We start from the raw sequence: 22,403 nt of genomic DNA on the forward strand, positions 1-22,403 counted from the left end.
AACTGAACTCAAGTTTGGATGAAGAGGTTGACCGGGAAATCCCGCAATGCGCTGCTGATCGTCAGATCCTTGTGGGGTGTGACTGCCCTCGTGGAGAAAAGTCCCTTCAGGTTCTGCCCGGGTGCGGCGAACGGTAGATGCACTCGCGTATCGCCCCAATCCGGCGCGTCGACCCAGGGTTGCGCGCTGCTTTCCAGCAGCCGCGCGACCAACCTGGGCACTATCACCACGGCGCGTTGGCCCTGGTGTTCACGCATGAAGGCCAGCACCTTGCCGGCGTGGCGGCCCTGTACCGGCAGGGCCTGGTAAGTGCCCCGGCGAAACAGCTCGGGGTACTCGCTGCGGCGGGCCAGCGTGGCGACGATCAAGGCCTGCTTGATGCGCCCGTCGCGCCAGTTCGCCAACAGTTCCATGATTTCGCCGGGGTGGTCCAGAGCCTGCTGTCGGGCGGCGAAGTCCACCGGGCGGCGGTTGTCCGGGTCCACCAGGCTGAAGTCCCAGAACTCGTTGCCCTGATACAGGTCCGGCACGCCCGGCACCGTCATGCGCAGCAAGGATTGAGCCAGGCCGTTGAGGGCCCCGGCCGGCGCGATGAGCTGGACGGCGGCGGCGATGGCGCTGCGTAGCGGCAGGCCCTCGGCGCTGAGCAGCAGGCGCTCGATAAAGTCGCGTACCGCGCTTTCATAGGCGTCGTTGGGCGCCGCCCAGCTGCTGTGCAGCTTGGCTTCGCGCAGGGCTTTTCCCTGCCAGCCCCAGAGGCGCCGCGCATAGTCCTGCAGGCCCGGGTGGTCGTCGCTGCGCAGGTGCAGCGGCCAGCTGCCGAGCAAGGCTTGATAGAGGATCAGCTCGTCGCCGCCGTCGGGCGCCAACGGATCGCCGCGCAGCAGTTGCGCCAGGCTGCGCCAGTGCTCGACCTGTTCGACATACCACGGGCTGAGTTCGCTGAGCACCGCCAGGCGCGCGCGGGTATCTTCGCCGCGCTTGTGGTCGTGGGTGGCGCTGGCCAGCAGGTTGTCGGGGAAAGTCGCCAGGCGCTCGCGGCAGGCGGCATGGAAATCCTCCGCCGGGGCGCAGAAGCGTTCGCTGGAAAACCCCACGTCGTTGCGCGACAGCAGCACCGCCGAGCGATAGAAGGCGGTGTCTTCCACGGCCTTGGCCGCCGCTGGCGAGGTCAGTTGCTGGAAGCGCACGCAGGCATGCTTGAGGACCTTGCGCGGGCGCCCCGGCGGCAGCTGCCGCCAGCCGTACCCGCCGAGCCACTGTTGCAGGTAGGCCAGCACTGGCCAGTCGGCCTCGCCCAGGGTGTTGCGGGCACCTTGCAGGGCCTGCTGGAACACCACCTCGTCCGCCGCCGAGCGCCCGCAGGCGCCGATGTAGGTGCGGTACACCGGGAAATGCACGATCAGCGCCTGCAAGGCGCGGCGAATGGCGCCAAGGGTCAGGTCGCGGCTCATCACGTCGTTGCGCGCCACTTGCAGCAAGGCCTGGGCCACGCTTTCAAAGTCGCTGGCCAGTGAGCCGTTGAGCAATTGCTGGCGTGCCAGCCGGGCCTCTTCGAGGAAGTCCGCCGGGCGTTCACTGTAGCGGCTCCAGAGTGCGGCCAGGGGTTCGGCGCCCTGCGGGTCGTGTTGCAGCAGCGACAGCTGGTTCATGAATTCATAGCCGGTGCTGCCGTCCACGCCCCAGTCGCGGCGCAGGCTTTCGTCGGCGCCGAGGATTTTTTCCACGTAGATCGGCAAGTGCTGGCCGGGGCGCAGGGCATCGACCCGCCGCCGCAGCTTGCGGCAATAGCCGCGGGGGTCGGCCAGGCCGTCGATATGGTCGATGCGCAGCCCGTCCACCAGGCCGTCGGCGATCAACTGGAAGATCTTGCCGTGGGTGGCCTCGAACACCGCCGGGCGCTCGACCCGCAGCCCGCCCAGTTCGTTGATGTCGAAGAAGCGCCGCCAGTTGATGTCGTCCGCCGCCGTGCGCCAGCTGGCCAGGCGGTAGCCCTGTTGTTCCAGCAGGGCGTGCAGGCGGGCGAAGCCTGGCGGCTGGCGCGAATCGTAGAGCACCAGGTGCTGTTCGATGGCCGCGCGGACCCGCGGCTCGCGGGCGGCGTCCTGCAATTGCCGGTGCAAGGGGCCGGCCTGGGCATGGGCGTCGGGCTGGTAGCGCAGGGTGCTGAAGGCGTCGGCCAGTTGCTTGAGTCGTTCGGCCAGCGCGGCGTCGGGTTCGCCCTGGACCCTGAGCAGCTCGCCATAGTCGCTGGGGCAGATCGGGAAGTGATGCTGGTAATGCTCGACATGGAATTCGCCCTGCGCGGCATCGAAGCACAGCGTCAGCGTGCCTTCCTGCAGGGCCACGCCATAGTCGCTGCCGAGGAACGGCAGCAACAATTGGCCCTCCAGCAACGGGTCGGGGGAATGCCACTGGATATCGAAGAATTCGCCGTAGGGGCTCAGGCGCCCCCAGCGCAACAGGTCCTGCCACCAGGGATTGTCCGCGCCGCCGACCGCCATGTGGTTGGAGACGATATCCAGCAGCAGGCCCATGCCGTGTTGGCGCAGGCTGCCGACCAGGCGCCCGAGGGCGGCTTCGCCACCCAGCTCGGGGTTGACCCGGGTCGGGTCGACCACGTCGTAGCCGTGCATCGAGCCTGCGCGGGCGCACAGCAGCGGCGAGGCGTACAGGTGGCTGATGCCCAGGCGGGCGAAGTAGGGCACCAGCGGCACCGCGTCGTCGAGGGTGAAACCGCGATGAAACTGCAGGCGCAGGGTGGCCCGCACGGGTTGGCTGGGGATCCTGGCGGTCTTCATCGGTCGCGCTCGTGGGCCTGTTGCCGGGCGCAGGCCAGCAGTTCCAGGCGCCGCGCCGCGTCCGGATCGTCGAGCAAGGCCGCGCTGTCGCCGGCCAGGCGCCGGCGCCAGTTGGGATGGCTGTCGAGGGTGCCGGGCAGGTTGGCCTGTTCGTCGATGCCCAGGGCGTCCTCCAGGGGCAGCAGCACCAGCGGCGCGCGGGTATGGCCGAGAAACCGCACGCTGGCGTCCACCACCTGGTCGGCTTCGCGGGTGTCTTCTCGGAAATTTTGCGGGTCGCGGCTCAGGGCGTGGCGCAGGCCTTCGCGTTCACGCTGGCGATGTTCGCGCCAATGGGTTTCGCCGCTGGCGTCCACCAGGCCCAGGCGCGCGCTCCAGTCGATGTCGCGGCCCTGCCACCAACCGTTGAGGGTCGGCAGGTCATGGGTGCTGGTGGTGGCCAGGGCGTTGTCCGGCCAGTCGAGGATCGGCCGGAAATGCGTGCCGTGTTCCTGCTCGAACAGCAGCACGCGCATGCCGAGCATGGCCCGCGCGCTGAGTTTTTCCCGCAGGCCGTCGGGCACCGTGCCGAGGTCTTCGCCGAGGACGATCGCCTGGTGCCGGTGCGATTCCAGGGTCAGCAGGCGCAGCAGGTCGTCCACCGGGTAATACAGGTAAGCGCCGTCGCTGGGCGGGGCGCCGAGGGGGATCACCCATAGCCGTTGCAGGCCCATCACGTGGTCGATGCGCAGGCCGCCGGCATGGGCGAAGTTGGCCCGGAGCATTTCGATGAAGGCATGGAAACCGTTGCGCACCAGGCCTTCCGGGGAAAAGGCGGAAATGCCCCAGCCCTGGCCCTGGCGATTGAGGATGTCCGGCGGCGCGCCGACGGTCAGCGCCGCCAGCAGTTCGTCCTGGCGGCTCCAGGCCTGGCTGCCGCCGCCATCGGCGCCCACCGCCAGGTCGGCGATCAGGCCGATGCCCATGCCGCTGCTGCGGGCGGTGGTCTGCACCCGTTCCAGGCAGCGTGCGATTAGCCATTGGCAGAAGGCATAGAAGCCAATGTCAGCGGCATGCTCCTCGGCGAAGTGCGCCAGCGCCGGGCTGTTCGGCGTGCGCCAGGCGTCGGGCCATTCGCGCCAGTCGAGACTTTCGCCGCGGGCGGCGCGCTGGGCCTGGATGGCTTCGAAACGGCAATGGTTTTCCAGGGCCTCGCCACTGGCGTGGCGGAAGCTGGCGAAGTCCTGGTGCAGCGGGTGTTCGCCCTGGCAGAAGCCTTCATAGAGCGCGCGCAGGACTTTCTGCCGGGCCTGGGCCGCTACCGGCCAGTCGACCATCGGCTGGTGTTCCAGCTCATGCAGTTGCGCCGCCAGGCCGCTGGCGTCGATCGCGCTGCGCCAGGCGCGTTCGCCAAGAATGGTCCCGGGCGCGGCATACAGGCTGTTGAGGAACAGCCGGCTGGACGGCGAGTAAGGGCTGTAGCGTCCGCTGTCGCTGCTGAACATGGCATGCAGCGGGCTGATGGCCACGGCCTCGGCGCCACGTTCGCCCGCCACCCGGACCAGGTTCTCCAGTGCCTGGGTATCGCCAAAACCGCCATCGCCAGCGCGGCGCAACGCATACAGTTGCACGCTCAGGCCCCAGGCCCGGGGCGTGGCCTGGTCCACCGCGTCGGCGACGCTGTAGCAGCGCTCGGGCGCCACGGCCAGGGTGAAGTGCTGGTCGGCGATGCTGACATGCTGATAGCCGACCGGGACCAGGCCCGGCAGCATGGCGTCGGCGTCCAGCCGCAGGTTGAGCACGCTGCCGTCTTCCAGGCGGATCTCGCAGGGCGTGTCGGGGGCGAAGTAGTGCCCCAGGTCCAGGCCCTGGCCGGCATCGGCGGTCAGCAGCGGCGGCAGTTGCCGGCTCTGCTGCACCTGCAGCAGCTGGCGCAGGCTGGCTTCGATCTGCCGGTCGTTGTCGGCCGGGTGGCCGAGGCTGGCCAGCACGGCTCGCAGCACCCGCGGCGCGACCCGTTGCGGCTGACCGTTGGCATCGATCCAGTCGACGGCCAGGCCGGCCCGGCTGGCGAGGATTTCCAGTTGCGCGTCGCTCATCGGTGTTCTCCGTCAAGGTCTGGCGTGGGGGCGACTGTGCCAAGGCTGACCAGCGCGCTGTAGGGGGCGAGAGTGCCTTGGCGCAACAGTTCGAAAGCCTGGGCCGGGTATTCGAACAGGATCTGCGCCGTGCTCGGTGGCTGTTGCTGCTCGACCTGGCGCGCGCCCAGGTTGAGGTCGATGCGCAATTCCTGTCCATTGCCCAGGCGCCAGCGAGCGCAGAGCGCGCCTTCGCCCAGCACCTCGGCGCCCAGGGCCGTGGCGCCGGGCAGGTGTGGCACCAGGTGTTCGCTGCGCAGTTGCAGCAGCCGGCGATACAGCGCCTGGGTCTGTTCGCCCTCGGCCGGGTCGGCTTGCGGCCGTGAGGCGAGGAAGGTCTCGGGCGCGTTCGGGTCGGGAATCCGCTCGCGTTCATGCGGGTCGGCAAAGGCACTGAAGTCGGCGAATTCATTGCGCCGGCCTTCGCGCACGGCATCCGCCAGCTCGCCGTGGTGGCTGGTGAAATACAGGAAGGGTTGTGTGGCGGCCAGTTCGTCGCCCATGAACAGCAGCGGAATCATCGGCGACAGCAGCAACAGCACCGTGGCCGCCCGCAGCGCCCGTGGCTCGGCCAGGCTTGCCAGGCGCTCGCCGAAGGCGCGATTGCCGATCTGGTCGTGGTTCTGCAAGAACAGCACGAAGGTGCTGGGCGGCAGGTGGCCGCTGGGTTCGCCGCGGGCGTTGCCGTGGCGCGTGACATGACCCTGGTAGGCGAAGCCCTGGCTCAGGCAGCGGGCCAGTTTTTCGGTGGGCTGCTGGGCAAAGTCGGCGTAATAGGCGTCGGTTTCTCCGGTCAGCAGCACATGCAGGGCGTTGTGCCCGTCGTCGTTCCACTGCGCGTCGAAATGCTCTTGCAGCAGGCTGGCCTGGTTGTCTTCGTTTTCCAGGATGAGCCAGGCTTGCCGCGGCGGGGCGACCTGGCGGCGTACCCGGTGCGCCAGTTCGCGCAGGAAGTCCGGGTCGCCGATGGCGTGCACCGCGTCCAGGCGCAGGCCGTCGAAGCGGTATTCCAGCAGCCACATCAGGGCATTGTCGATAAAGAAGTCGCGCACCGCGCGGCGGCGAAAGTCGATGGCCGCGCCCCAGGGGGTGTGCCGGTCTTCGGTAAAAAAGCCCTTGGCATAGCGGTGCAGGTAATTGCCGTCGGGGCCGAAGTGGTTGTAGACCACATCGAGAATCACCGCCAGGCCCAGGCCGTGGGCGCTGTCGATCAGCCGCTTGAGGTCGTCGGGCGAGCCGTAGGAGGCCTCCGGCGCGTAAGGCAGGACGCCGTCGTAGCCCCAATTGCGCTCGCCGGGAAATTCCGCCAGGGGCATCAGCTCGATGGCGGTGATACCCAGTTCGGCCAGGCGCGGTAGCTGTTCCTCGACCGCGCGGTAGCCGCCGAGCACGCCCACATGCAGCTCGTAGATCACCGCTTCGTGCCACGGCCGGCCTTGCCAATGCGGATGGCGCCAGCGATAGGCGCGGGGATCGACCACCAGGCTGGGGCCGTCGATGTCGCCCTCCTGCGCGCGGGACGCCGGGTCGGGTACATGGATTTCATCGTCGATGTTGAAGCGGTAGCGGGTACCGGGCGGGCAGCGGCCGACGATCATGAACCAGCCGTTGGCCCGGGGCAGCATGGGCAGCGAGACAGCGTTTTCCAGTTCGAGGCTGACATGCTGCGCATCCGGTGCCCAGAGGGCGAAGCGGGTGCGCTCGGCGTCGAGGGGGACGGCTCCGTGGTGCCAGGTTTCCAGAGTCCTTGTCGGCATCCCGTGGCCCTCTCAGGGTTTCGCCGATTTTCCCAGGGCCTTGGCCACTAGCTGTTCATAGAGCTCGGCGTAGGGTTCCACCGCCTTGCACCAGTTGAAGGGCGCAGACATGGCCCGGCAGCGCATGGCGTTGAGCAGCTGCGGATAGGCGAACACCTTGAAGGCGCGGCCCAGGGCTTCTTTATAGCTTTGCACGGTCGACTCATCGAAGAGAAAACCGGTGACGCCGTTCTCGATGGTGTCGGCCAGGCCGCCGGTATTGCGCGCCACCGGCAGCGAACCGAAGCGCTGGGCGTACATCTGGCTCAGGCCACAGGGCTCGTAGCGCGAGGGCATCAGCAGGAAGTCGCTGCCGGCGAACATGCGTCGGGCGTCGGTTTCGTTGAAGCCGATGTTCACCCCGATGCGCCCGGGAAAACGCGCGGCCAGGGCGCGCATGGCCTGTTCTTCCTCCGGCTCGCCGCGGCCGATGATCGCGATCTGGCCGCCGGACTTGACGATGTATTCGGCCACTGCCTCGGTCAGGTCCAGGCCTTTCTGGTAGACCAGCCGCGAGACCACGGCGAACAACGGGCCGCTGCTGTCGTCCAGGCCGAACATCTGCCGCACCTGGGCGGCGTTGGCCGCCTTGCCTCGCCAGTCGCCGATGCTGAAGGGCGTGAACAGGTGCGGGTCGGTGGCGGCGTCCCAGCTTTCGTCGATGCCGTTGGGGATGCCGCTGAGCAGGCCTTGCTGGGTCTTGCTGGCAAGGAAACCATCAAGGCCGCAGCCGAAGGCCGGGGTGGTGATTTCCTGGGCATAGGTGGCGCTGACGGTGGTGATGTGGCTGGCGTAGGCCATGCCGGCCTTGAGGAACGACAGCTTGCCGTAGAACTCCATGCCTTCTTGTTGCAGCGCGTGTTCGGGGATGCCCAGTTCCGGGCAGGAGGCCAGGCTGACCACGCCCTGATACGCCAGGTTGTGGATGGTGAACAGGGTCGGCGTGCGCTGCCCGCGCCAGTGCATGTAGGCCGGTGCCAGCCCGGCGGGCCAGTCATGGGCGTGCACCAGATCCGGGCACCAGTGGATCTGCGCCAGGTTGGCGGCGATGTCGGCGGCGGCCAGGCCCAGGCGGGCGAAGCGGATATGGTTGTCCGGCCAGTCGCGGCCGTTGTTGGCGCCATAGGGGGTACCTTCGCGCTCGTAGAGTTCGGGGCAGATCAGCACATAGATCACCAGGCCGTCGGGCATGTCCATGCGCCCGATCTTGCAGGCCGGCAGGGCCGCGTGGCCACCGAGCTCGCCAATTACATGAATGGGGTTTTCGCTGTTCATGACCTGCGCGTAGCCGGGGATCAGCACGCGCACGTCATGCAGTTGCGCCATGGCGCGGGGCAGGGCGGCCGACACGTCGCCCAGGCCGCCGGTCTTGACCAGGTCGGCGATTTCCGAAGTGACGAACAGGACCTTCTTGCGATTGGGGTTGTGGCGGACCAACGGCAGTGACGTCTTGCCACCAGGGGTGGGAATCGAGGTGGGGGCCGTTTCACCGGCCAGCGGCAGAGGATGCTTTCCCTGGGTATGCAATACGGCACTGGTCATCAGTTTCTCCCGTTTTATTGATCTGTTCCTGGCATCGGGCCGGCGTATCAAAAGGCCTATCCGTGGCCGGGCAAAAAAAGCGTTGCGCATGCAAAAGCCGAACGCAGCCTCATGCGTCGACGCGAAGAGGATGAACGGGCCATTGCAAGGATTGCACCAGCCGCGCTGGCCCTACCTTTAACCTGACCCAAGGCGCGAGCCAAAAGTTTCGACTTTCTTTCAATCAAAGTGACTGCCTGGTCACTTTTCGAATTCCAGTCTAGGACAGAAGTTAGAGCGGGGGCATGACGATTAGGTTTTCTCTGCGGCGAGGTTGCGCTGCCCTGGAATAAAGCCGACGAAAGGCAGTTTCGCGCACCGGCGGAGGGCGAGGTTTTTTCGCCCCGGGAGCCAGGCGATGAAGCGATGCAAGCGCGCGGTGCGGGGCCGGACCGCCGGCGCCCGATGATGGTGCAGGGCAGCGCTGGCGCGATGCCCTGCGATGGTTCAGCCCAGCTGGCGGATCGGCTGCCCGGCCGCCCAGGCCTGGATGTCCTCGATCATTTGCTCGAAGAACTGCCGATAGTTCTGCTGGCTGACATAGCCGACATGGGGCGTGGCCAACACATTGGGCAAGCGGCGCAAGGGGTGGTCGATGGGCAGCGGCTCCTGTTCGAACACGTCCAGTGCCGCGCCGGCCAGGCGCCCGCGTTCCAGGGCGGTGATCAGCGCCGCTTCATCGACGATCGGCCCGCGGGCGGTATTGACCAGCAGGGCCGTGGGCTTCATCCAGGCCAGCGCCTGGGCATCCACCAGGCCGCGGCTGCGTTCGCTGAGCACCAGATGCACCGAGAGCACGTCGGCCTGTTCGAACAGTTGCTGCTTGTCGACATAGGTCACGCCGGCCGCCGCGGCGCGTTCGGCGGTGAGGTTCTGGCTCCAGGCGATCACCCGCATGCCGAACACCTGGCCGAACTGCGCCACCCGCTGACCGATGCTGCCCAGGCCGAGAATGCCCAGGGTCTTGCCATGCAGGTCGCCGCCCAGCCCCTGTTGCCAGAGGCCGGCGCGCAGGGCGCTGGCTTCGCTGAGCAGGTTGCGGGTCTGGGCCATGATCAACGCCCAGGTCAGCTCCGGCGCCGCATGCTTGTAGCTGTCGGTGCCGCACACCTGGATGCCCAGGCGAGCCGCGGCCGCCAGGTCGATGGCGGCATTGCGCATGCCGCCGGTGAGCAACAGCTTGAGCCGCGGCAGGCTGCGCAGCAGCTGCGCGTCGAAACGGCTGCGCTCGCGCATCACGCAGATCACCTCGAACGGCGCCAGGCGCTCGCTCATGGCGGCGGTGTCGCTGGGGTAGTCATGGATAAAGCTGACCTGGCCGATACCGGCCAACGCCGACCAGTCCACGACGTCACGGGCAACGTCCTGCCAGTCATCGATTACCGCGATCTGCACACTCATGGAGGCTCCGGGGAACACGCATCAAGGGGTTTGCAGCCAGCCCAGCAGGGCCTGGTGGAATTGCGCCGGTTGTTCCATCTGCGGGGCGTGGCCCAGGCCCGGGAACTCGATCAGGGTCGAGTGCGGGATAAGCCCGGCCACCTGCTTGCCCAGGACCTGATAACGGCCGATCCGCGCCTTGACCGCCGGCGGCGCGATGTCGCTGCCGATCGCCGTGGTGTCGGAGGTGCCGATCAACAGCAGGGTCGGTATCTTCAGGTCCTTGAACTCGTAGTACACCGGCTGGGTGAAGATCATGTCGTAAATCAGCGCCGAGTTCCACGCCACCCGCGTGTGCCCGGGCCCCTTGTTGAGGCCGGCGAGCATGTCTACCCAGCGCTCGAATTCCGGCTTCCAGCGGCCGTCGTAATAAGTCGTGCGTTCATAGTTACGGATGCCTTCGGCCGACAGCTTGAGCTCGCGGGCGTACCACTGGTCGACGCTGCGGTAGGGCACGCCGAGGGCCTTCCAGTCTTCCAGGCCGATCGGGTTGACCAGCGCCAGTCGCTGCACTTGCTCGGGGTATTGCAGGGCGTAGCGGGTGGCCAGCATGCCACCGGTGGAATGGCCCAGCAGGCTGACCTGCTGGATACCCAGCTGGTCGAGCAGTTGCCGGGTGTTCTGCGCCAGTTGCTGGAAGCTGTATTGATAGTGCTCAGGCTTGCTTGAAGTGCAGAAACCGATCTGGTCCGGGGCAATGACCCGGTAACCGGCGTCGCTCAGGGCCTTGATCGAGGTGTCCCAGGTCGCGCCGCAGAAGTTTTTGCCGTGCATCAGCACCGCGCTGCGACCGTTGGGCGTGCCCTTGGCCGGTACGTCCATGTAGCCCATCTGCACAGCCTGGCCCTGGGACTCGAAGGCGAAGTGCTGCAGCGGGTAGGGATAGTCGAAGCCTTGCAGCTCCGGGCCGTAGGCCGGGCCTTCGGCGGCCAGGACAGGCAGGGCGGTGGTCAGCAGCAGGCCGGGTAACCAGCGCAGGTATGAGCGGGACATCAAGCGACTCCACAAGGCGATGGCCGATCCTGGAACGGCGCGATTAGGGCGACATTAATAGGCAAAGGCCATGGCCCGGGCGAAACGTTCCCTTGGGTGTGCATGTTTTTGCGCTGCCAGGGGGGTGTTCCAGCGGGTTCAAGCGACCCAGCCGAGGGTCATCCAGGCCAGCACGCCGTAGCGCGCGCCCTTGGCCAGGGTGACGATCAGCAGGAAGCGCTTGAGCGGTTCACCCATGACCCCGGCCACCAATGTCAGCGGGTCGCCGACGATCGGCAGCCAGCTCAGCAGCAGCGACCAATGGCCGTAGCGCCGGTAATGGCTGCGGGCTGTATCCAGGTGGCGCGGGCTGACGGGGAACCAGCGGCGCTCCTTGTAGTGTTCCAGGCGCTGGCCCAGCCACCAGTTCACCAGGGAGCCGAGGACATTGCCGAGGGTGGCGACGGCCAGCAGCAGCCACAGGCTGAACTGGCCGTTGAGCAGCAGGCCCACCAGCACGGCCTCCGATTGCAGCGGCAGCAGGGTGGCGGCGCCAAAGGCTGCCAGGAACAGGCCGAGTAAGGCGGCGAGGATCAATGGGCCGGGTAGTCCGCGACCACCACGTCCTTGCCATCCTTGGTCAGGCCGATGACCTGGTAGGCGTCGGCGGGCATGCCGTCCATTTCCATGCCGGGCGAGCCCATGGGCATGCCGGGCGCGGCGACGCCGAGCAGGTCGTCGCGCTTGCTCAGGGCCAGCACCTGGTCCGCCGGCACATGGCCTTCGACGAATTTGCCGTTGATCACCGCGGTGTGGCAGGACGCCAGGCGCGGGGCCACGCCCAGGCGTTGCTTGACTTCGCTCATGTTGCTTTCGACGTGGTCATTGACCTTGAAGCCGTTGGCTTGCAGGTGCTCGATCCATTTTTTGCAGCAACCGCAGTTGGCGTCGCGGTGCACGTCGATCGGGATCAGGTCGGCGGCCTGGGCCAGGGAGCCGACGAGCAGGGCAGACAGGGCGGCCAGGCGCAGGGTGGTGTTCATAGGGAATCTCTCATCAGGGGTGCTCCGAGGGGCACGGTCTTGGGCCAGCAGGCTGGCGTATTTTGCTACTTTTCTCGAGCGCGGCGCGGCGCTTGTGTTTCAACGTTATACCAAGTGCTGGTCATCCGGACGCCGGGGCTTGTCCGTTATGCCGCGTTATCGTTTATCGCGGGCAAGCCTCGCTCCTACAGAAAATGTGCGCGCCTCTGTAGGAGCGAGGCTTGCCCGCGATAGCGGTCGCATCATTTCCGTGGTCATTCGGGAGCCGGGCTCAGGATGCCGAGCATGGCCACCAGGCCGAGAATCAGCAGGGCCGCCAACAGTTCCAGGCACATGCTGCGGCGCAAGGCGGCCAGCGCCGCTTTGGGCGAGCCTTGGCGCAGCCCCTGCTCGAGCTGCGGCACCAATTGAAAACGGTTCAAGGCGGCGAACACCAGCATGAGGGCGAACACCGCCACCTTCAGGCTGAGCAGCAAGCCGTAGGTAGTGGCGCTCAAGGGCGCCAGGTCCGGACCGACGATCAACAGGTAATTGACGACCCCGCTGAGGCTCAGGCAGACCACGATCAGCGTGCCCAGGCCGGCAAAACGCTTAAGCGCGTCGAGCAACTGGCGCACCTGTTGTTCGCCGGCGCAGGACCTGTCGCGTAGCAGCAAGGCAAAGGCCGCCAGCGCCCCCAGCCAGGCGCCGGCCCCCAGCAGGTGGAGAATGTCGCTGCCCAGATGCAGATAGCGCCGGCTGCCTTCGTCCATCGCCCCGTGCCCGCTCCAGGCCAGGCTCGCCAGGGCCAGCGCCGTACACAGGCTCAGGCCGCCGAGCGTGAACCTCGGCCAACCGCCGCTGGACGCAAGCAGCAGGCCCCCCAGCAGCAGAGCGGTCAGGCGCAGCAACCAGCTGTGGCCGACATCGGTCTCCAGCACCAGCATCGGCAACAGCGCCGGGTCCAGTTCGGCAAGGCGGGTGGCGCCACTCATCGACAGCGCCAGTTGCAGCAGGGTGGCACCCGAGAGCAGCACGCCCAACACCAGGGCCAAGGCCATTGGCTGGCGAAAACGCCAGCGGCCCTGTGCATCGCGTAGCCCGTAAAGGCTGAACAGCGCCAGGCCGAACAACAGCAGCAGGTCGAGGTACAAGGCAAAGCGCAAGGCGACGTTGAGGAGTTCGCCCATGGCTCAGTTGACTTCGAAGGTCAGGCTGCCTGTGATCGGATGGGTATCGGCGGACACCGCCCGCCATTCGACTTTATAAGCGCCCGCCGCGAGCGGGGCGGCCGGGGTGATGATCATGCTCTTTGGGTCGCTGCCGCCAGCCACGCTGGCCTTGACCGCCATTGGCGCGTGGCTCATGCCGGCCATGCCGGTCATCAACAACCGGGCCCCGGAAAACTGGGTGGTGAGTTTTTCCGAGAATTGCAGTTCGATTTTCGCCGGCGCCGCGACCTTGGCGCCTTCGGTCGGAGTCGAGGCCAACAGCTTGGGGTGCGCCTGGGCGACGCCGGCGAGTGACAGCCCGGCGCCCAGGGCGACGGCGATAACGAGATGCTTGAGGTAGGACATGCAAGGCTCCAGGCGGCGTTGGCCGCGGTGTTTTCTAATTATGGACGGGGGTCAGAACCACAGGCGCACGCCAAGCACCAGCCGGGCTTCGCTGCGGTCTTCGCCTTCTTCCCGGGCGTAGTCCGCGGTCTTGCCGTAGCTGCGGTTCCAGGTCACGCCGACATAGGGCGCGAACTGGCGGTGCAGCTCATAGCGCAGGCGCAGGCCGACTTCCGACTCGGAAAGCCCCGAGCCGATGCCCCGCTGCGGATCGTTCCGGCCGTACAGGTTGACCTCCGCGATGGGCTGCAGGATCAGGCGGTTGGTCAGCAGGATGTCGTATTCGGCCTGGAGCCGCAGGGCGCTCTGGCCGCCTTCGCCGAGGTAGGCGGTAACCTGGCTTTCGAAGTTGTACAGGGCCATGCCTTGCAGCCCGAGGGCGGCCCAGGTCTGCGGCGCGCCGGGCTTGAAGTCCTGGCGCACGCCGCCGAGCACATCCCACCAGGGGCCGATGGCATGGCCCCAGAGCGCTTCGATCTGGGCCTCTTCGGTCCGGCCGTTGCTGCGCTCGCCCTCGCTGCGCAGCCACAGCCGATCGATGTCGCCGCCGATCCAGCCATTCATTTCCCAGGCCAGGGCACTGCCGTCGTCGGCGTCCTGGTATTCCAGGCGATCGAACAGCCACAGCGAGTTGATCGCCTTGTCGTGCACGCCGTGGCCGGCCACCGGCGGGAAGGCCGCCTGGCGGTCGGCGTCGGTCAGTTCGGGGATTGGCGTGCGGCTGCGGGTGGGGGCGGCGGGCGTCATCATTTGCAGCGGCTCGCCGTCCATGCCGGTCATCTGGCCGTGGTCCATGCCTTGCATGGGAGCGTCTTGCATGGAGGGCATGGAGGAGGCCGGCATGGACGAGTGATCCATGCCGCCGTGGTCCATGCTTTGGGCGGCCTGCAGCGTGCCGGCGCCAAGGCCGAGCAGGGCGGCGAGCAGGGTCAGGGTATTTTTCGGCATCATGCGGCCCCCCCGGCTTCGTCCACTCGTACTTCGCGGAACATGCCCATCTCCATGTGGAACAGCAGGTGGCAGTGATAGGCCCAGCGCCCCAGGGCATCGGCGGTCACCCGGTAGCTGCGCTTGCTGCCGGGCGGCATGTCGATGGTGTGCTTGCGTACCAGGAAGCGCCCCTGTTCGTCTTCCAGATCGCTCCACATGCCGTGCAGGTGGATGGGGTGGGTCATCATGGTGTCGTTGACCAGGGTGATGCGCACCCGTTCGCCATAGGTCAGGCGCAGCGGCTCGGCGTCGCTGAACTTGATGCCGTCGAACGACCAGGCGAATTTCTCCATGTGCCCGGTCAGGTGCAGCTCGATGGTGCGGCTCGGCTCGCGCCCGTCCGGGTCTTCGAAGGTGCTGCGCAGGTCGGCGTAGGTCAGCACCCGGCGCCCGTTGTCGCGCAGGCCGATGCCCGGGTCGGCGAGTTTCGGTGTCGGGCTCATGGTCTGCATGTCCACCAGCGGGTTGCCGTCCTCCGAGGCCGGGTGAGCCTGCATGGCGCCGCCCATGCCCGCCATGCTGCCGTGGTCCATGCCGGCCATGGCGCTGTGGTCCATCCCGGGCATATTGCTATGGTCCATCCCCTGCATCTGGCTGTGATCCATGCCGGGCATGTCGCCCATGCCCGCCATGCTGCCGTGATCCATGCCCATGTCGGCCATGCTGATCAGCGGGCGAGGGTCCAGCGGCGGCACGGGCGCGCTCAGCCCCGGACGCAGGCTCAGGGTGCCGCGGGCATAACCGCTGCGGTCCATGGACTGGGCGAACAGGGTGTAGGCCTCTTGCGAACCGGGCTCGACCAGCACGTCGTAGGTTTCCGCCACGGCGATGCGCAGTTCGTCGACGCTGACCGGCTGCACATACTGGCCGTCGGCGGCGACCACGGTCATTTTCAGGCCGGGAATGCGCAAGTCGAAGTAGCTCATGGCCGAGCCGTTGATCAGGCGCAGGCGCAGTTTTTCACCGGGCTTGAACAGCCCGGTCCAGTTGCCGCCCGGGCTCTGGCCGTTGATCAGGTAGGTGTAGGTATGGCCGCTGACGTCCGCCAGGTCCGTGGGGCTCATGTTCATCTGTGCCCACATCTTGCGATCGGCGAGCGTGGCCGCCCAGCCATCGCGGCTGACATCCTCGATAAAGTCGCCGACCGTGCGCTTGTGGAAGTTGTAATAGCCGGACTGCTTTTTCAGCACATGCATCAGGCGCTCGGGCGCCTCGTCGCTCCAGTCGCTGAGCATTACCACGTAGTCGCGGTCGTACTGGAAAGGTTCCGGCTCGCGGGCCTCGATTACCAGCGGGCCATAAACCCCGGCCTGCTCCTGCAGGCCCGAATGGCTGTGGTACCAGTAGGTGCCGTTCTGCCGGACCTTGAAGCGGTATTCGTAGAGGCCGCCCGGGGCGATGCCGTGGAAGCTCAGGCCCGGCACGCCGTCCATGTTGGCCGGCAGGATCACGCCGTGCCAGTGGATCGAGGTGTCCTGCTCAAGGCGGTTGCGTACCCGGATGGTCACGGTGTCGCCTTCGCGCCAGCGCAGCAGCGGCCCGGGCAAGCCGCCGTTGATGGTCATCGCGGTGCGGGATGTGCCGCTGTAGTTGACCTGGGATTGGCCGATGAACAAGTCGAACTGCTGGCCGCTGAGGGCGGGCAGTTGACCGTCGTCGCTGCGTGCCCAGAGCGGCTGCTGCCACAGCCCGCTGCCGGCCAGGACGCCGCCGGCGGCCAGGCCCTTGATGAAAGTGCGTCGTGTGGGTTTTACGTGCATGCCCCAAGGCTCCCTCGATCCTGGTATGTCAGGTATGAGGTGACCTTAAGCAGCCGGGGCTGTCAGGAAACTGAGGCCAACATTACAGATTTGTCAGCTAGCGCCTCGGACCCTGCTGCAGAGCTTGGCGACAGGGTCAGCGCGCGGCCTCTTCCAGGGTGTGCTTGAGGTTCGCCAGGGCCCGCTCGGACAATTGCTCGATGCGGGTGCGCAAGCTGCTCAGGTTGAGATCGGTGGAATAGTGCAGGGTGCGTTTGAACAGGGTGCCATCGCCGTATTTGCGCAATTGATAGTGCAGCGAGCCGTCCACCGGCGCAGAACTGAACACGCACTTGAATTCCTTGGGGAATACCGCGACCAGCACCCGGCAGCTCATCTGGATCTGCAGGCCGAGCAAGTCGATGGTTTCGCTGAAGCGATGCCCCGCCGGCAAGGAGCCGGCCAGGCCGGTGTCGGCGTGCAGGGAAGAGGGGTGCCATTCGCTCCAGCGATCCGGCTGCGTCACGTAGTAGTAGACGGTATCGATCGGTGCGTCGATGTAGAGCTCATGAGTAATGAGTTCATCGACCAGGTGCTGCTGACGTTGTCCCATGATGCACCTCCTTGTGATTGGAGCATCAAATATAGTTCTCCGCGGGCACTCCACACGCCGACCGGTCGACCGCGCAGCAGCCCTTGCAGCCACCCTCGGCAAGCCGGCGATGCAACCCTTGGACAGGCCATCGACGAGGGCTGGCCCGCGGGACCGGGCCGCCGCTTGGCAAGGTCATGAAAGATCTCCACAAGATGCCGCCACAAAGCCCCCAAGACGCCATCGATCGTAACTAACCAAATGGTCCATAAGGCACTGCGAATTGCGGCTTGGTTACTCCGGGCGCGATTGTTAAACAATTGTTTCAGCTAGCAAAACCGCGGCTTCCAGGCGTTTGTATCGTAAATGTACGAGAATTGTAAAAAGCTGAAATATTTATTGGAGCAACGCCGGGGCGCGCCGATACTCCGGCCATTGTTATTCTCTCAATCAGGTTTTTCAGACACCCGTTAGTTGAACTTGCATCACCCTCTAAAAAAGTGGCGCATGTGCAGGGAAGCGGTTGAAAACCGGTACACAGGAGTCTTTTTTATGACAATCGGAAATGTCGGTGGCTGGACCAGCAAGGCCGGTCTGCTGGTGCAAGAGAGCGCCGGGCGGGGCAAGGCGGTCAGCCAGAGCACCAAGGTCAAGCAGATGCTCGCCCTGGTCGGCCAGAACCCGCTGGCGCTGAACGTGTTCAAGATGGACGAAATGAAGCTGCACAAGCAGATCAAGGGCTTCGATCCGGAGAACGTCAGCGCCAAGCAACTGGGCAACATGAGCACGTTCCTCAAGGAAAAAGGCCTGATCAGCGACGTGACGGCGATGACCCTGCTCAACGCCGGCGACAAGTTCGACCGCTTCGGCGTGCAGAAGGACCCGGAGGCCAAGTTCAACGCCCTGGAGTATTTCGCCATCCAGCTGGACACCATCCAGACCAATAACCTCAAGGGCAACAAGTACGCCAACTACCTGATCCCCGAGTACAAGAAAGCCATCTACGTGCTGCAGAACCTGCAAAGCTACGGCAAGGGCAACGGCACCACGGTGACCGACAAGAATCACTCCGCCAAGGCGTGAGGCAACAAAAAAAGGCCCTCGACCGAGACACCGGTCGAGGGCCTTTTTGTTGCCGGTTGTTTACCGATCGAGCAAGACCGGCATCGCTTTGGCGAAGGCTCGCCGGCAAATGGCAGGGCCGGGCGTCTGCGGCGAGGCGGACGTCGTCCTCGCAACCGCCCGGGGGCTCCGGGGTTTTAAACCGCCACGATGCAGCGAAAACTCTTGCGCGGCTGTACCATGAGGCCCCGTTTGCCTGCGCCCGGCCCGATGCCCGGCAGGCGGTCGGCATTTGTTTCGATACAAGGTCGATACCTTTACAGGCTGCACTTTTCAGATTCAGGAATCCGTAATGACCCAGAAGCAACGCTTGATCTATTCGATTGTGATTTCCCTGGTGGTACTGGGAATCATGCTTGGCCTTTCCTACCTGCAGAACGCCGGGATGATTACCGAGAAAATGTTCCAGTACATCGCCATTGGCGTGGCGGTGACCGTGGTAATCATCAATGGCGTGATGCGGCGCAAGGTCAAGCCTTGAGAGACTCCCGACGGCCTCAGTTGCGGCCGTCGAGTATGGCTTCAGCCTGTTGATGCAGGCTGAAGCTCTTGTCGGCATTGAGGGTAATCACCCCTTCGCTGCACAACCGCTTCAACACCTCGCGCACGCTGAGGAACGACAGCGGAATATCCAGCTCCAGCAAATGACTGTGAATTCCCCGCACGCCCATGGTGCGGTGGCTTTCGGCTGCCTGTAGCAAGGCATCGATGACTTTCAGGCGGATCAGGCTGGTGCGCAGGCCGAAGCTCTTGAGCAGGTGCCTGATGCGCTCGTTGCGGTTGCGCTCGGCGTGCTTGCCGAAAACACCGGAGCCGGCGTTCAGGGAGGACGCGGGTTGTGCGGTGTGGCCATCCGTTGGCAGTTGCGGGTCGTACATGCAAAAAACTCCTTTTCAGCGCCTGATCAGGAAAATGATGGGTGCTCTCATATAACTAGACGAACGAGCGGCGCAAATCATGAAAAATCAGTTGTAGGAAAATTGTGATGCCTTTGTCATCCCCAGGTTGGCCGGAGTTTACGGCCTGGGCCCGCGGGGTTAAATTTTTTTGCGCGACTTCGTCTGTAAGGGCAGGCGGGCCTTGGCTGATGCCGGGCGGCGCCGTTCTTTTCCAGGCTGGAATCCGTGTTCCTGTGTGCTGATCGCATCGCGCGCCGGCCCGGGTTCGGCTTTTTTCGATCAGGAGTCGGCGTGATTATTTCCAGGCAGTTACCCAGGTTTTGCCTTGCGGGCGTGTTTCTCGGGCTGAGCCTTGCGGCGCAGGCGCGCGAGGTACCGTCCGGCGAGGCGAGTGCCGATATTCGCCGCACCGGCTTTGGCGTCCCGCACATTCGTGCCACCGACGAACGCGGGCTGGGCTACGGCATTGGCTATGCCTACGCCCAGGACAACCTGTGCCTGCTGGCCAACGAGGTGCTGACGGTCAATGGCGAGCGCTCGAAGTATTTTGGCCCGCAGCAGAAAACCAATGAGCGTCGCGAGAACCTGGCCAGCGACTTGTTTTTCAACTGGCTGAACACGCCCCAGGCGGTGTTCGGCTTCTGGCAGGCACAGACGCCGCAGGTGCGACAGCTGATCGAAGGTTATGTCGCCGGCTACAACCGTGCCCTGGCCGAACGCCAGGCCCGCGGCCTGCCGGAGCAGTGCCAGGGGGATTGGGTGCGGCCGCTGACCGCCCTGGACCTGGTCAAGCTGACCCGTCGGCTATTGGTGGAAGGGGGCGTCGGCCAGTTCGTCGAGGCCCTGGTGGGGGCGACACCGCCATCCGCCACGGCCCGGCTCGAGCAGTCGGCCCAGGCCTTTGCCCAGGCGGATGCCCGCGGCCAGCGTTTCGCCCTGGACCGGGGCAGCAATGCGGTGGCCGTGGGGCACGAGCGTTCGTTCAATGGCCGCGGCATGTTGCTGGCCAACCCGCATTTCCCGTGGGTGGGCGGCATGCGCTTCTATCAGATGCACCTGACCATTCCCGGCAAGCTGGATGTCATGGGCGCCGCGCTGCCGGGCCTGCCGCTGATCAATATCGGCTTCAGCCAGCACCTGGCCTGGACCCATACGGTCGACACCTCCAAGCATTTCACCCTGTACCGCCTGCAACTGGACCCCAAGGACCCGACCCGTTACCTGCTCGACGGCAAGTCGCTGCCGTTGGACAAGCAGACGCTCAGCGTGAAGGTGAAGGGCGCGGACGGCCAGCTTGCGAGCATCGGCCATACCGTCTACAGCTCGGTGTTCGGGCCGGTGGTGCAGTGGCCCGGCAAGCTGGACTGGGACAACCGGTTCGCCTACAGCCTGCGTGACGCCAACCTGGAGAACGACCGGGTGCTGCAACAGTGGTACGCGATGAACCAGGCCGCCAGCCTCAAGGAACTGCAGGCCTCGGTGCATCAACTGCAGGGCATTCCCTGGGTCAATACCCTGGCGGTGGATGACCAGGGCCAGACCCTGTACATGAACCAGTCGGTGGTGCCCAACGTCAGCGCGGAAAAGCTCGCGCGCTGCAGCGATCCGCGGATCGGCACGCAACTGATCGTCCTCGACGGTTCCCGTAGCGCCTGCGCCTGGGACATCGACCCGGCCGCCGCGCAAAAGGGCATCTACCCGGCGAGCCAGTTGCCGCAACTGCTGCGCGGCGATTACGTGCAGAACTCCAATGACTCGGCGTGGATGGTCAACCCGGCTGCGCCGCTGCAAGGCTTCTCGCCGCTGATCAGCCAGCAGGACCTGCCGCTGGGGCCGCGCGCGCGTTTCGCCCTGGAGCGCTTGAACGCAACGGGCCCGGCCAAGGCGCTGAGCGCTGCCGACCTCAAGCACATGGTGATGGACGATCAGGTGTATCTGGCCGGGCAGGTCATGCCGGACCTGCTGCAGTTCTGCGCGGCCGACCTGGGCAGCGATGCGCAGGCCCTGGCGCCGCTGTGTGCCAGCCTCAAGGCCTGGGACCGCAGCGCCAACCTGCAGAGCGGCTTGGGTTTCGTGCATTTCCAGAATGTCATGAAGCAGTTGGAGGCCGTCGGCGATCGCTGGCGCGTGGCGTTCAATGCGCAGGACCCGCAGCACACCCCGCGTGGCCTGGCGATCGATCGGCCGCCGGTCGCCAAGGCGCTGCGCGAGGCGATGCTGGCCTCGGCCAGGCAGGTGGCCGAGTCGGGCCTGAAGGCCGACAGCCGTTGGGGCGATATCCAGGTGGCCAGCAGCGGCGGCCAGCAAACGCCGATCCACGGCGGACCGGCCAGTCTTGGGGTGTACAACGCGATCCAGAGCGTGCTCGGGGCCGACGGCAAGCGTGAAGTGGTCAGCGGCACCAGCTACCTGCAAGTGGTGACTTTCGATGACCAGGGGCCGCGGGCCCAGGGCCTGCTGGCGTTTTCGCTGTCCAGCGACCCGGCGTCGCCGCACTCGCGGGACCAGACCGAGGCGTTCTCGAAGAAACAGTGGAGTGTGTTGCCCTTTACCGAGCAGCAGATCCAGGCGGATCCGCAGTACCGCTTGCAAGTGATCCATGAAGCGGATGATCGGCTGCGCAAGGTCGCGACCCAGTAGGCACGTTCAACCTGGCGTCAAGCGAAGGCCGCACCCGCGAGGGTTGCGGCCTTCAGCTTTTTGGCGTGGTGCCTGGCAGCGAATTGATCACCGGATTGCCGTCCTGGTTGCGGGTCAGGTACACCGGCAGCACCTTGGGCAGCGTGGTTACCAGGCTCTTGATCGCGGTGGTGTCGTAGATGCCGCCGACACGGATGTTGCCCGTGGCGCTGTCGGCCAGCATCACCGGCGTGCTCAGGTAGCGATTGATCAGCGGCAGGGCTTCGCCGAGCGCCAGGTTGTCCAGCACCAGCTTGCCGTGACGCCAGGCCAGGGAGCTGTCGCCGGTGTAGGTCTGGCTGATCTGTGGCTGGTAGTCGCCCTGGCGATAGCTTGCCTGCATGCCCGGATCGAGACGGAAGCCGCCATCGGGGTGATGGTTGTCGCTGTTCACCAGCACCGAGCCTTCGAGCAGGGTGACGCGCACCTGATCTTCATACATCCAGACGTTGAACTGGGTGCCGGTGACGCGGACTTCGCCACTGGCCGCCTTGACCACGAACGGGTGGCTGCTGTCGTGGCTGACCTTGAAGAAGGCTTCGCCTTTTTTCAGGCTGACCTGGCGCTGGTCCTTGTAATTGCTGTAGCTCAGCTCGGTGCCGAGGTTGAGTTCGACCTGGCTACCGTCGGCCAGGGTGACCTGGCGCACGCTGCCGTCGGCCTGGAAACGCTCGTAGGAGGAGGGCAGCCAGCCCAGGCTCCAGCCGCTGTAGGCCGCCAGGGGCAAGGCCATGGCGCTGACCGCTGCGGCTATGCCGTAGACGCGCCAGGACCTGCGCGGTGCCGTCAGGGGCAGGACGTTGGCGGTCTGGGTGCGTGGCAGGTGGTCGGCGACTTCCCAGATTTCCTGCATCGCTTCGTATTCGAAGGCATGCAACGGATGGGCATCGCGCCATTGCTCGAAGGCCTGGCGCTCGGCGGCCGTACAATCCGCGGCATGCAGGCGCATGCACCAGTGCGCGGCGGCATCGGTAATGGCGTCGTATTCGGCTTCTGTGAGGTGCTTTTCGCTCATTGGCTCTTCCTGGTTTCGCGCA

At 65.7% G+C, this 22,403-nt stretch carries 18 protein-coding genes; 3 read left to right on the forward strand and 15 right to left on the reverse strand.

Translation table 11 applies throughout. The features are described 5' to 3' along the window. Positions 1 to 8: 8 nt before the first annotated feature. The 13 genes from BLV20_RS20635 to BLV20_RS20695 form a co-directional block, all read right to left on the reverse strand. Positions 9 to 2,801: a malto-oligosyltrehalose synthase gene (locus tag BLV20_RS20635; RefSeq protein WP_092304326.1), complete on the reverse strand. Its 2,793-nt coding sequence runs from the start codon at positions 2,799 to 2,801 to the stop codon at positions 9 to 11. Beyond that, a complete protein-coding gene (gene malQ / locus BLV20_RS20640) occupies positions 2,798 to 4,879 on the reverse strand; it encodes a 4-alpha-glucanotransferase (RefSeq protein ID WP_092304327.1) in 2,082 nt (693 codons plus the stop codon). The genes BLV20_RS20635 and malQ overlap by 4 nt, the downstream gene beginning before the upstream one ends. After that, the gene (treZ, locus tag BLV20_RS20645; protein ID WP_092304328.1) at positions 4,876 to 6,675 is read right to left on the reverse strand and encodes a malto-oligosyltrehalose trehalohydrolase; all 1,800 of its coding nucleotides are present in this window, start codon (positions 6,673 to 6,675) and stop codon (positions 4,876 to 4,878) included. Before treZ ends, malQ begins: the two co-directional genes overlap by 4 nt. Before the next feature lie 12 nt (positions 6,676 to 6,687). Continuing rightward, complete coding sequence (gene glgA, locus BLV20_RS20650; protein ID WP_092304329.1) at positions 6,688 to 8,256, reverse strand: glycogen synthase GlgA; 1,569 nt, start codon at positions 8,254 to 8,256, stop codon at positions 6,688 to 6,690. Positions 8,257 to 8,742: 486 nt separating this feature from the next. Beyond that, positions 8,743 to 9,696 (reverse strand): D-2-hydroxyacid dehydrogenase family protein, encoded by a 954-nt coding sequence (locus BLV20_RS20655; RefSeq protein ID WP_092304330.1) that lies wholly within the window; start codon positions 9,694 to 9,696, stop codon positions 8,743 to 8,745. Positions 9,697 to 9,717: 21 nt separating this feature from the next. Further along, positions 9,718 to 10,728, reverse strand: coding sequence for an alpha/beta fold hydrolase (locus BLV20_RS20660; protein WP_092304331.1), 1,011 nt, complete (start codon positions 10,726 to 10,728; stop codon positions 9,718 to 9,720). Between the two features lie 138 nt (positions 10,729 to 10,866). Continuing rightward, positions 10,867 to 11,304, reverse strand: coding sequence for a YqaA family protein (locus BLV20_RS20665; RefSeq protein WP_092304332.1), 438 nt, complete (start codon positions 11,302 to 11,304; stop codon positions 10,867 to 10,869). Further along, the gene (locus BLV20_RS20670; protein WP_092304333.1) at positions 11,301 to 11,750 is read right to left on the reverse strand and encodes a DUF411 domain-containing protein; all 450 of its coding nucleotides are present in this window, start codon (positions 11,748 to 11,750) and stop codon (positions 11,301 to 11,303) included. The genes BLV20_RS20665 and BLV20_RS20670 overlap by 4 nt, the downstream gene beginning before the upstream one ends. 254 nt (positions 11,751 to 12,004) lie before the next feature. Continuing rightward, entirely contained in the window at positions 12,005 to 12,919 is a 915-nt protein-coding gene (copD, locus tag BLV20_RS20675) for a copper homeostasis membrane protein CopD (RefSeq protein ID WP_092304334.1), read from the reverse strand. Between the two features lie 3 nt (positions 12,920 to 12,922). Continuing rightward, positions 12,923 to 13,306, reverse strand: a complete 384-nt coding sequence (gene copC, locus BLV20_RS20680) for a copper homeostasis periplasmic binding protein CopC (RefSeq protein WP_092304335.1) — start codon at positions 13,304 to 13,306, stop codon at positions 12,923 to 12,925. Between the two features lie 51 nt (positions 13,307 to 13,357). Next, positions 13,358 to 14,296, reverse strand: a complete 939-nt coding sequence (locus BLV20_RS20685) for a copper resistance protein B (protein WP_092304336.1) — start codon at positions 14,294 to 14,296, stop codon at positions 13,358 to 13,360. Further along, positions 14,293 to 16,095 carry a copper resistance system multicopper oxidase gene (locus BLV20_RS20690; protein ID WP_092304337.1) on the reverse strand — a complete coding sequence of 601 codons (1,803 nt, stop codon included), beginning with the start codon at positions 16,093 to 16,095 and terminating at the stop codon, positions 14,293 to 14,295. Before BLV20_RS20690 ends, BLV20_RS20685 begins: the two co-directional genes overlap by 4 nt. A 136-nt stretch (positions 16,096 to 16,231) precedes the next feature. Further along, complete coding sequence (locus BLV20_RS20695) at positions 16,232 to 16,687, reverse strand: SRPBCC family protein (RefSeq protein ID WP_092304338.1); 456 nt, start codon at positions 16,685 to 16,687, stop codon at positions 16,232 to 16,234. 531 nt (positions 16,688 to 17,218) lie between these two features. Between BLV20_RS20695 and BLV20_RS20700 the strand changes: the two genes are divergently transcribed. Next, positions 17,219 to 17,749 carry a hypothetical protein gene (locus BLV20_RS20700; protein WP_092304339.1) on the forward strand — a complete coding sequence of 177 codons (531 nt, stop codon included), beginning with the start codon at positions 17,219 to 17,221 and terminating at the stop codon, positions 17,747 to 17,749. Positions 17,750 to 18,080: 331 nt separating this feature from the next. Next, positions 18,081 to 18,269 (forward strand): hypothetical protein, encoded by a 189-nt coding sequence (locus BLV20_RS20705; RefSeq protein WP_092304340.1) that lies wholly within the window; start codon positions 18,081 to 18,083, stop codon positions 18,267 to 18,269. Between the two features lie 16 nt (positions 18,270 to 18,285). Here the strand turns inward: BLV20_RS20705 and BLV20_RS20710 are convergent, their stop codons facing one another. Next, complete coding sequence (locus BLV20_RS20710; RefSeq protein ID WP_092304341.1) at positions 18,286 to 18,666, reverse strand: fe2+ zn2+ uptake regulation protein; 381 nt, start codon at positions 18,664 to 18,666, stop codon at positions 18,286 to 18,288. 312 nt (positions 18,667 to 18,978) lie between these two features. On the opposite strand from BLV20_RS20710, the gene BLV20_RS20715 reads away from it, so the two are divergent. Then, the gene (locus BLV20_RS20715; RefSeq protein ID WP_092304342.1) at positions 18,979 to 21,327 is read left to right on the forward strand and encodes a bifunctional acylase PvdQ; all 2,349 of its coding nucleotides are present in this window, start codon (positions 18,979 to 18,981) and stop codon (positions 21,325 to 21,327) included. A gap of 52 nt (positions 21,328 to 21,379) precedes the next feature. On the opposite strand, the gene BLV20_RS20720 is transcribed toward BLV20_RS20715, so the two are convergent. After that, the gene (locus tag BLV20_RS20720; protein ID WP_092304343.1) at positions 21,380 to 22,381 is read right to left on the reverse strand and encodes a FecR family protein; all 1,002 of its coding nucleotides are present in this window, start codon (positions 22,379 to 22,381) and stop codon (positions 21,380 to 21,382) included. Positions 22,382 to 22,403: the final 22 nt, after the last annotated feature.

Source organism: Pseudomonas sp. NFIX28, assembly GCF_900107395.1.
Lineage (GTDB): Bacteria > Pseudomonadota > Gammaproteobacteria > Pseudomonadales > Pseudomonadaceae > Aquipseudomonas.

What these genes read in the sequence shown, in the direction of transcription:
- BLV20_RS20635 (WP_092304326.1), bottom strand. Translation starts at nt 2,801, where the DNA reads ATGAAGACCGCCAGGATCCCCAGCCAACCCGTGCGGGCCACCCTGCGC.
- malQ (WP_092304327.1), bottom strand. Translation starts at nt 4,879, where the DNA reads ATGAGCGACGCGCAACTGGAAATCCTCGCCAGCCGGGCCGGCCTGGCC.
- treZ (WP_092304328.1), bottom strand. Translation starts at nt 6,675, where the DNA reads ATGCCGACAAGGACTCTGGAAACCTGGCACCACGGAGCCGTCCCCCTC.
- glgA (WP_092304329.1), bottom strand. Translation starts at nt 8,256, where the DNA reads ATGACCAGTGCCGTATTGCATACCCAGGGAAAGCATCCTCTGCCGCTG.
- BLV20_RS20655 (WP_092304330.1), bottom strand. Translation starts at nt 9,696, where the DNA reads ATGAGTGTGCAGATCGCGGTAATCGATGACTGGCAGGACGTTGCCCGT.
- BLV20_RS20660 (WP_092304331.1), bottom strand. Translation starts at nt 10,728, where the DNA reads ATGTCCCGCTCATACCTGCGCTGGTTACCCGGCCTGCTGCTGACCACC.
- BLV20_RS20670 (WP_092304333.1), bottom strand. Translation starts at nt 11,750, where the DNA reads ATGAACACCACCCTGCGCCTGGCCGCCCTGTCTGCCCTGCTCGTCGGC.
- copD (WP_092304334.1), bottom strand. Translation starts at nt 12,919, where the DNA reads ATGGGCGAACTCCTCAACGTCGCCTTGCGCTTTGCCTTGTACCTCGAC.
- copC (WP_092304335.1), bottom strand. Translation starts at nt 13,306, where the DNA reads ATGTCCTACCTCAAGCATCTCGTTATCGCCGTCGCCCTGGGCGCCGGG.
- BLV20_RS20685 (WP_092304336.1), bottom strand. Translation starts at nt 14,296, where the DNA reads ATGATGCCGAAAAATACCCTGACCCTGCTCGCCGCCCTGCTCGGCCTT.
- BLV20_RS20690 (WP_092304337.1), bottom strand. Translation starts at nt 16,095, where the DNA reads ATGCACGTAAAACCCACACGACGCACTTTCATCAAGGGCCTGGCCGCC.
- BLV20_RS20695 (WP_092304338.1), bottom strand. Translation starts at nt 16,687, where the DNA reads ATGGGACAACGTCAGCAGCACCTGGTCGATGAACTCATTACTCATGAG.
- BLV20_RS20700 (WP_092304339.1), top strand. Translation starts at nt 17,219, where the DNA reads ATGACAATCGGAAATGTCGGTGGCTGGACCAGCAAGGCCGGTCTGCTG.
- BLV20_RS20705 (WP_092304340.1), top strand. Translation starts at nt 18,081, where the DNA reads ATGACCCAGAAGCAACGCTTGATCTATTCGATTGTGATTTCCCTGGTG.
- BLV20_RS20710 (WP_092304341.1), bottom strand. Translation starts at nt 18,666, where the DNA reads ATGTACGACCCGCAACTGCCAACGGATGGCCACACCGCACAACCCGCG.
- BLV20_RS20720 (WP_092304343.1), bottom strand. Translation starts at nt 22,381, where the DNA reads ATGAGCGAAAAGCACCTCACAGAAGCCGAATACGACGCCATTACCGAT.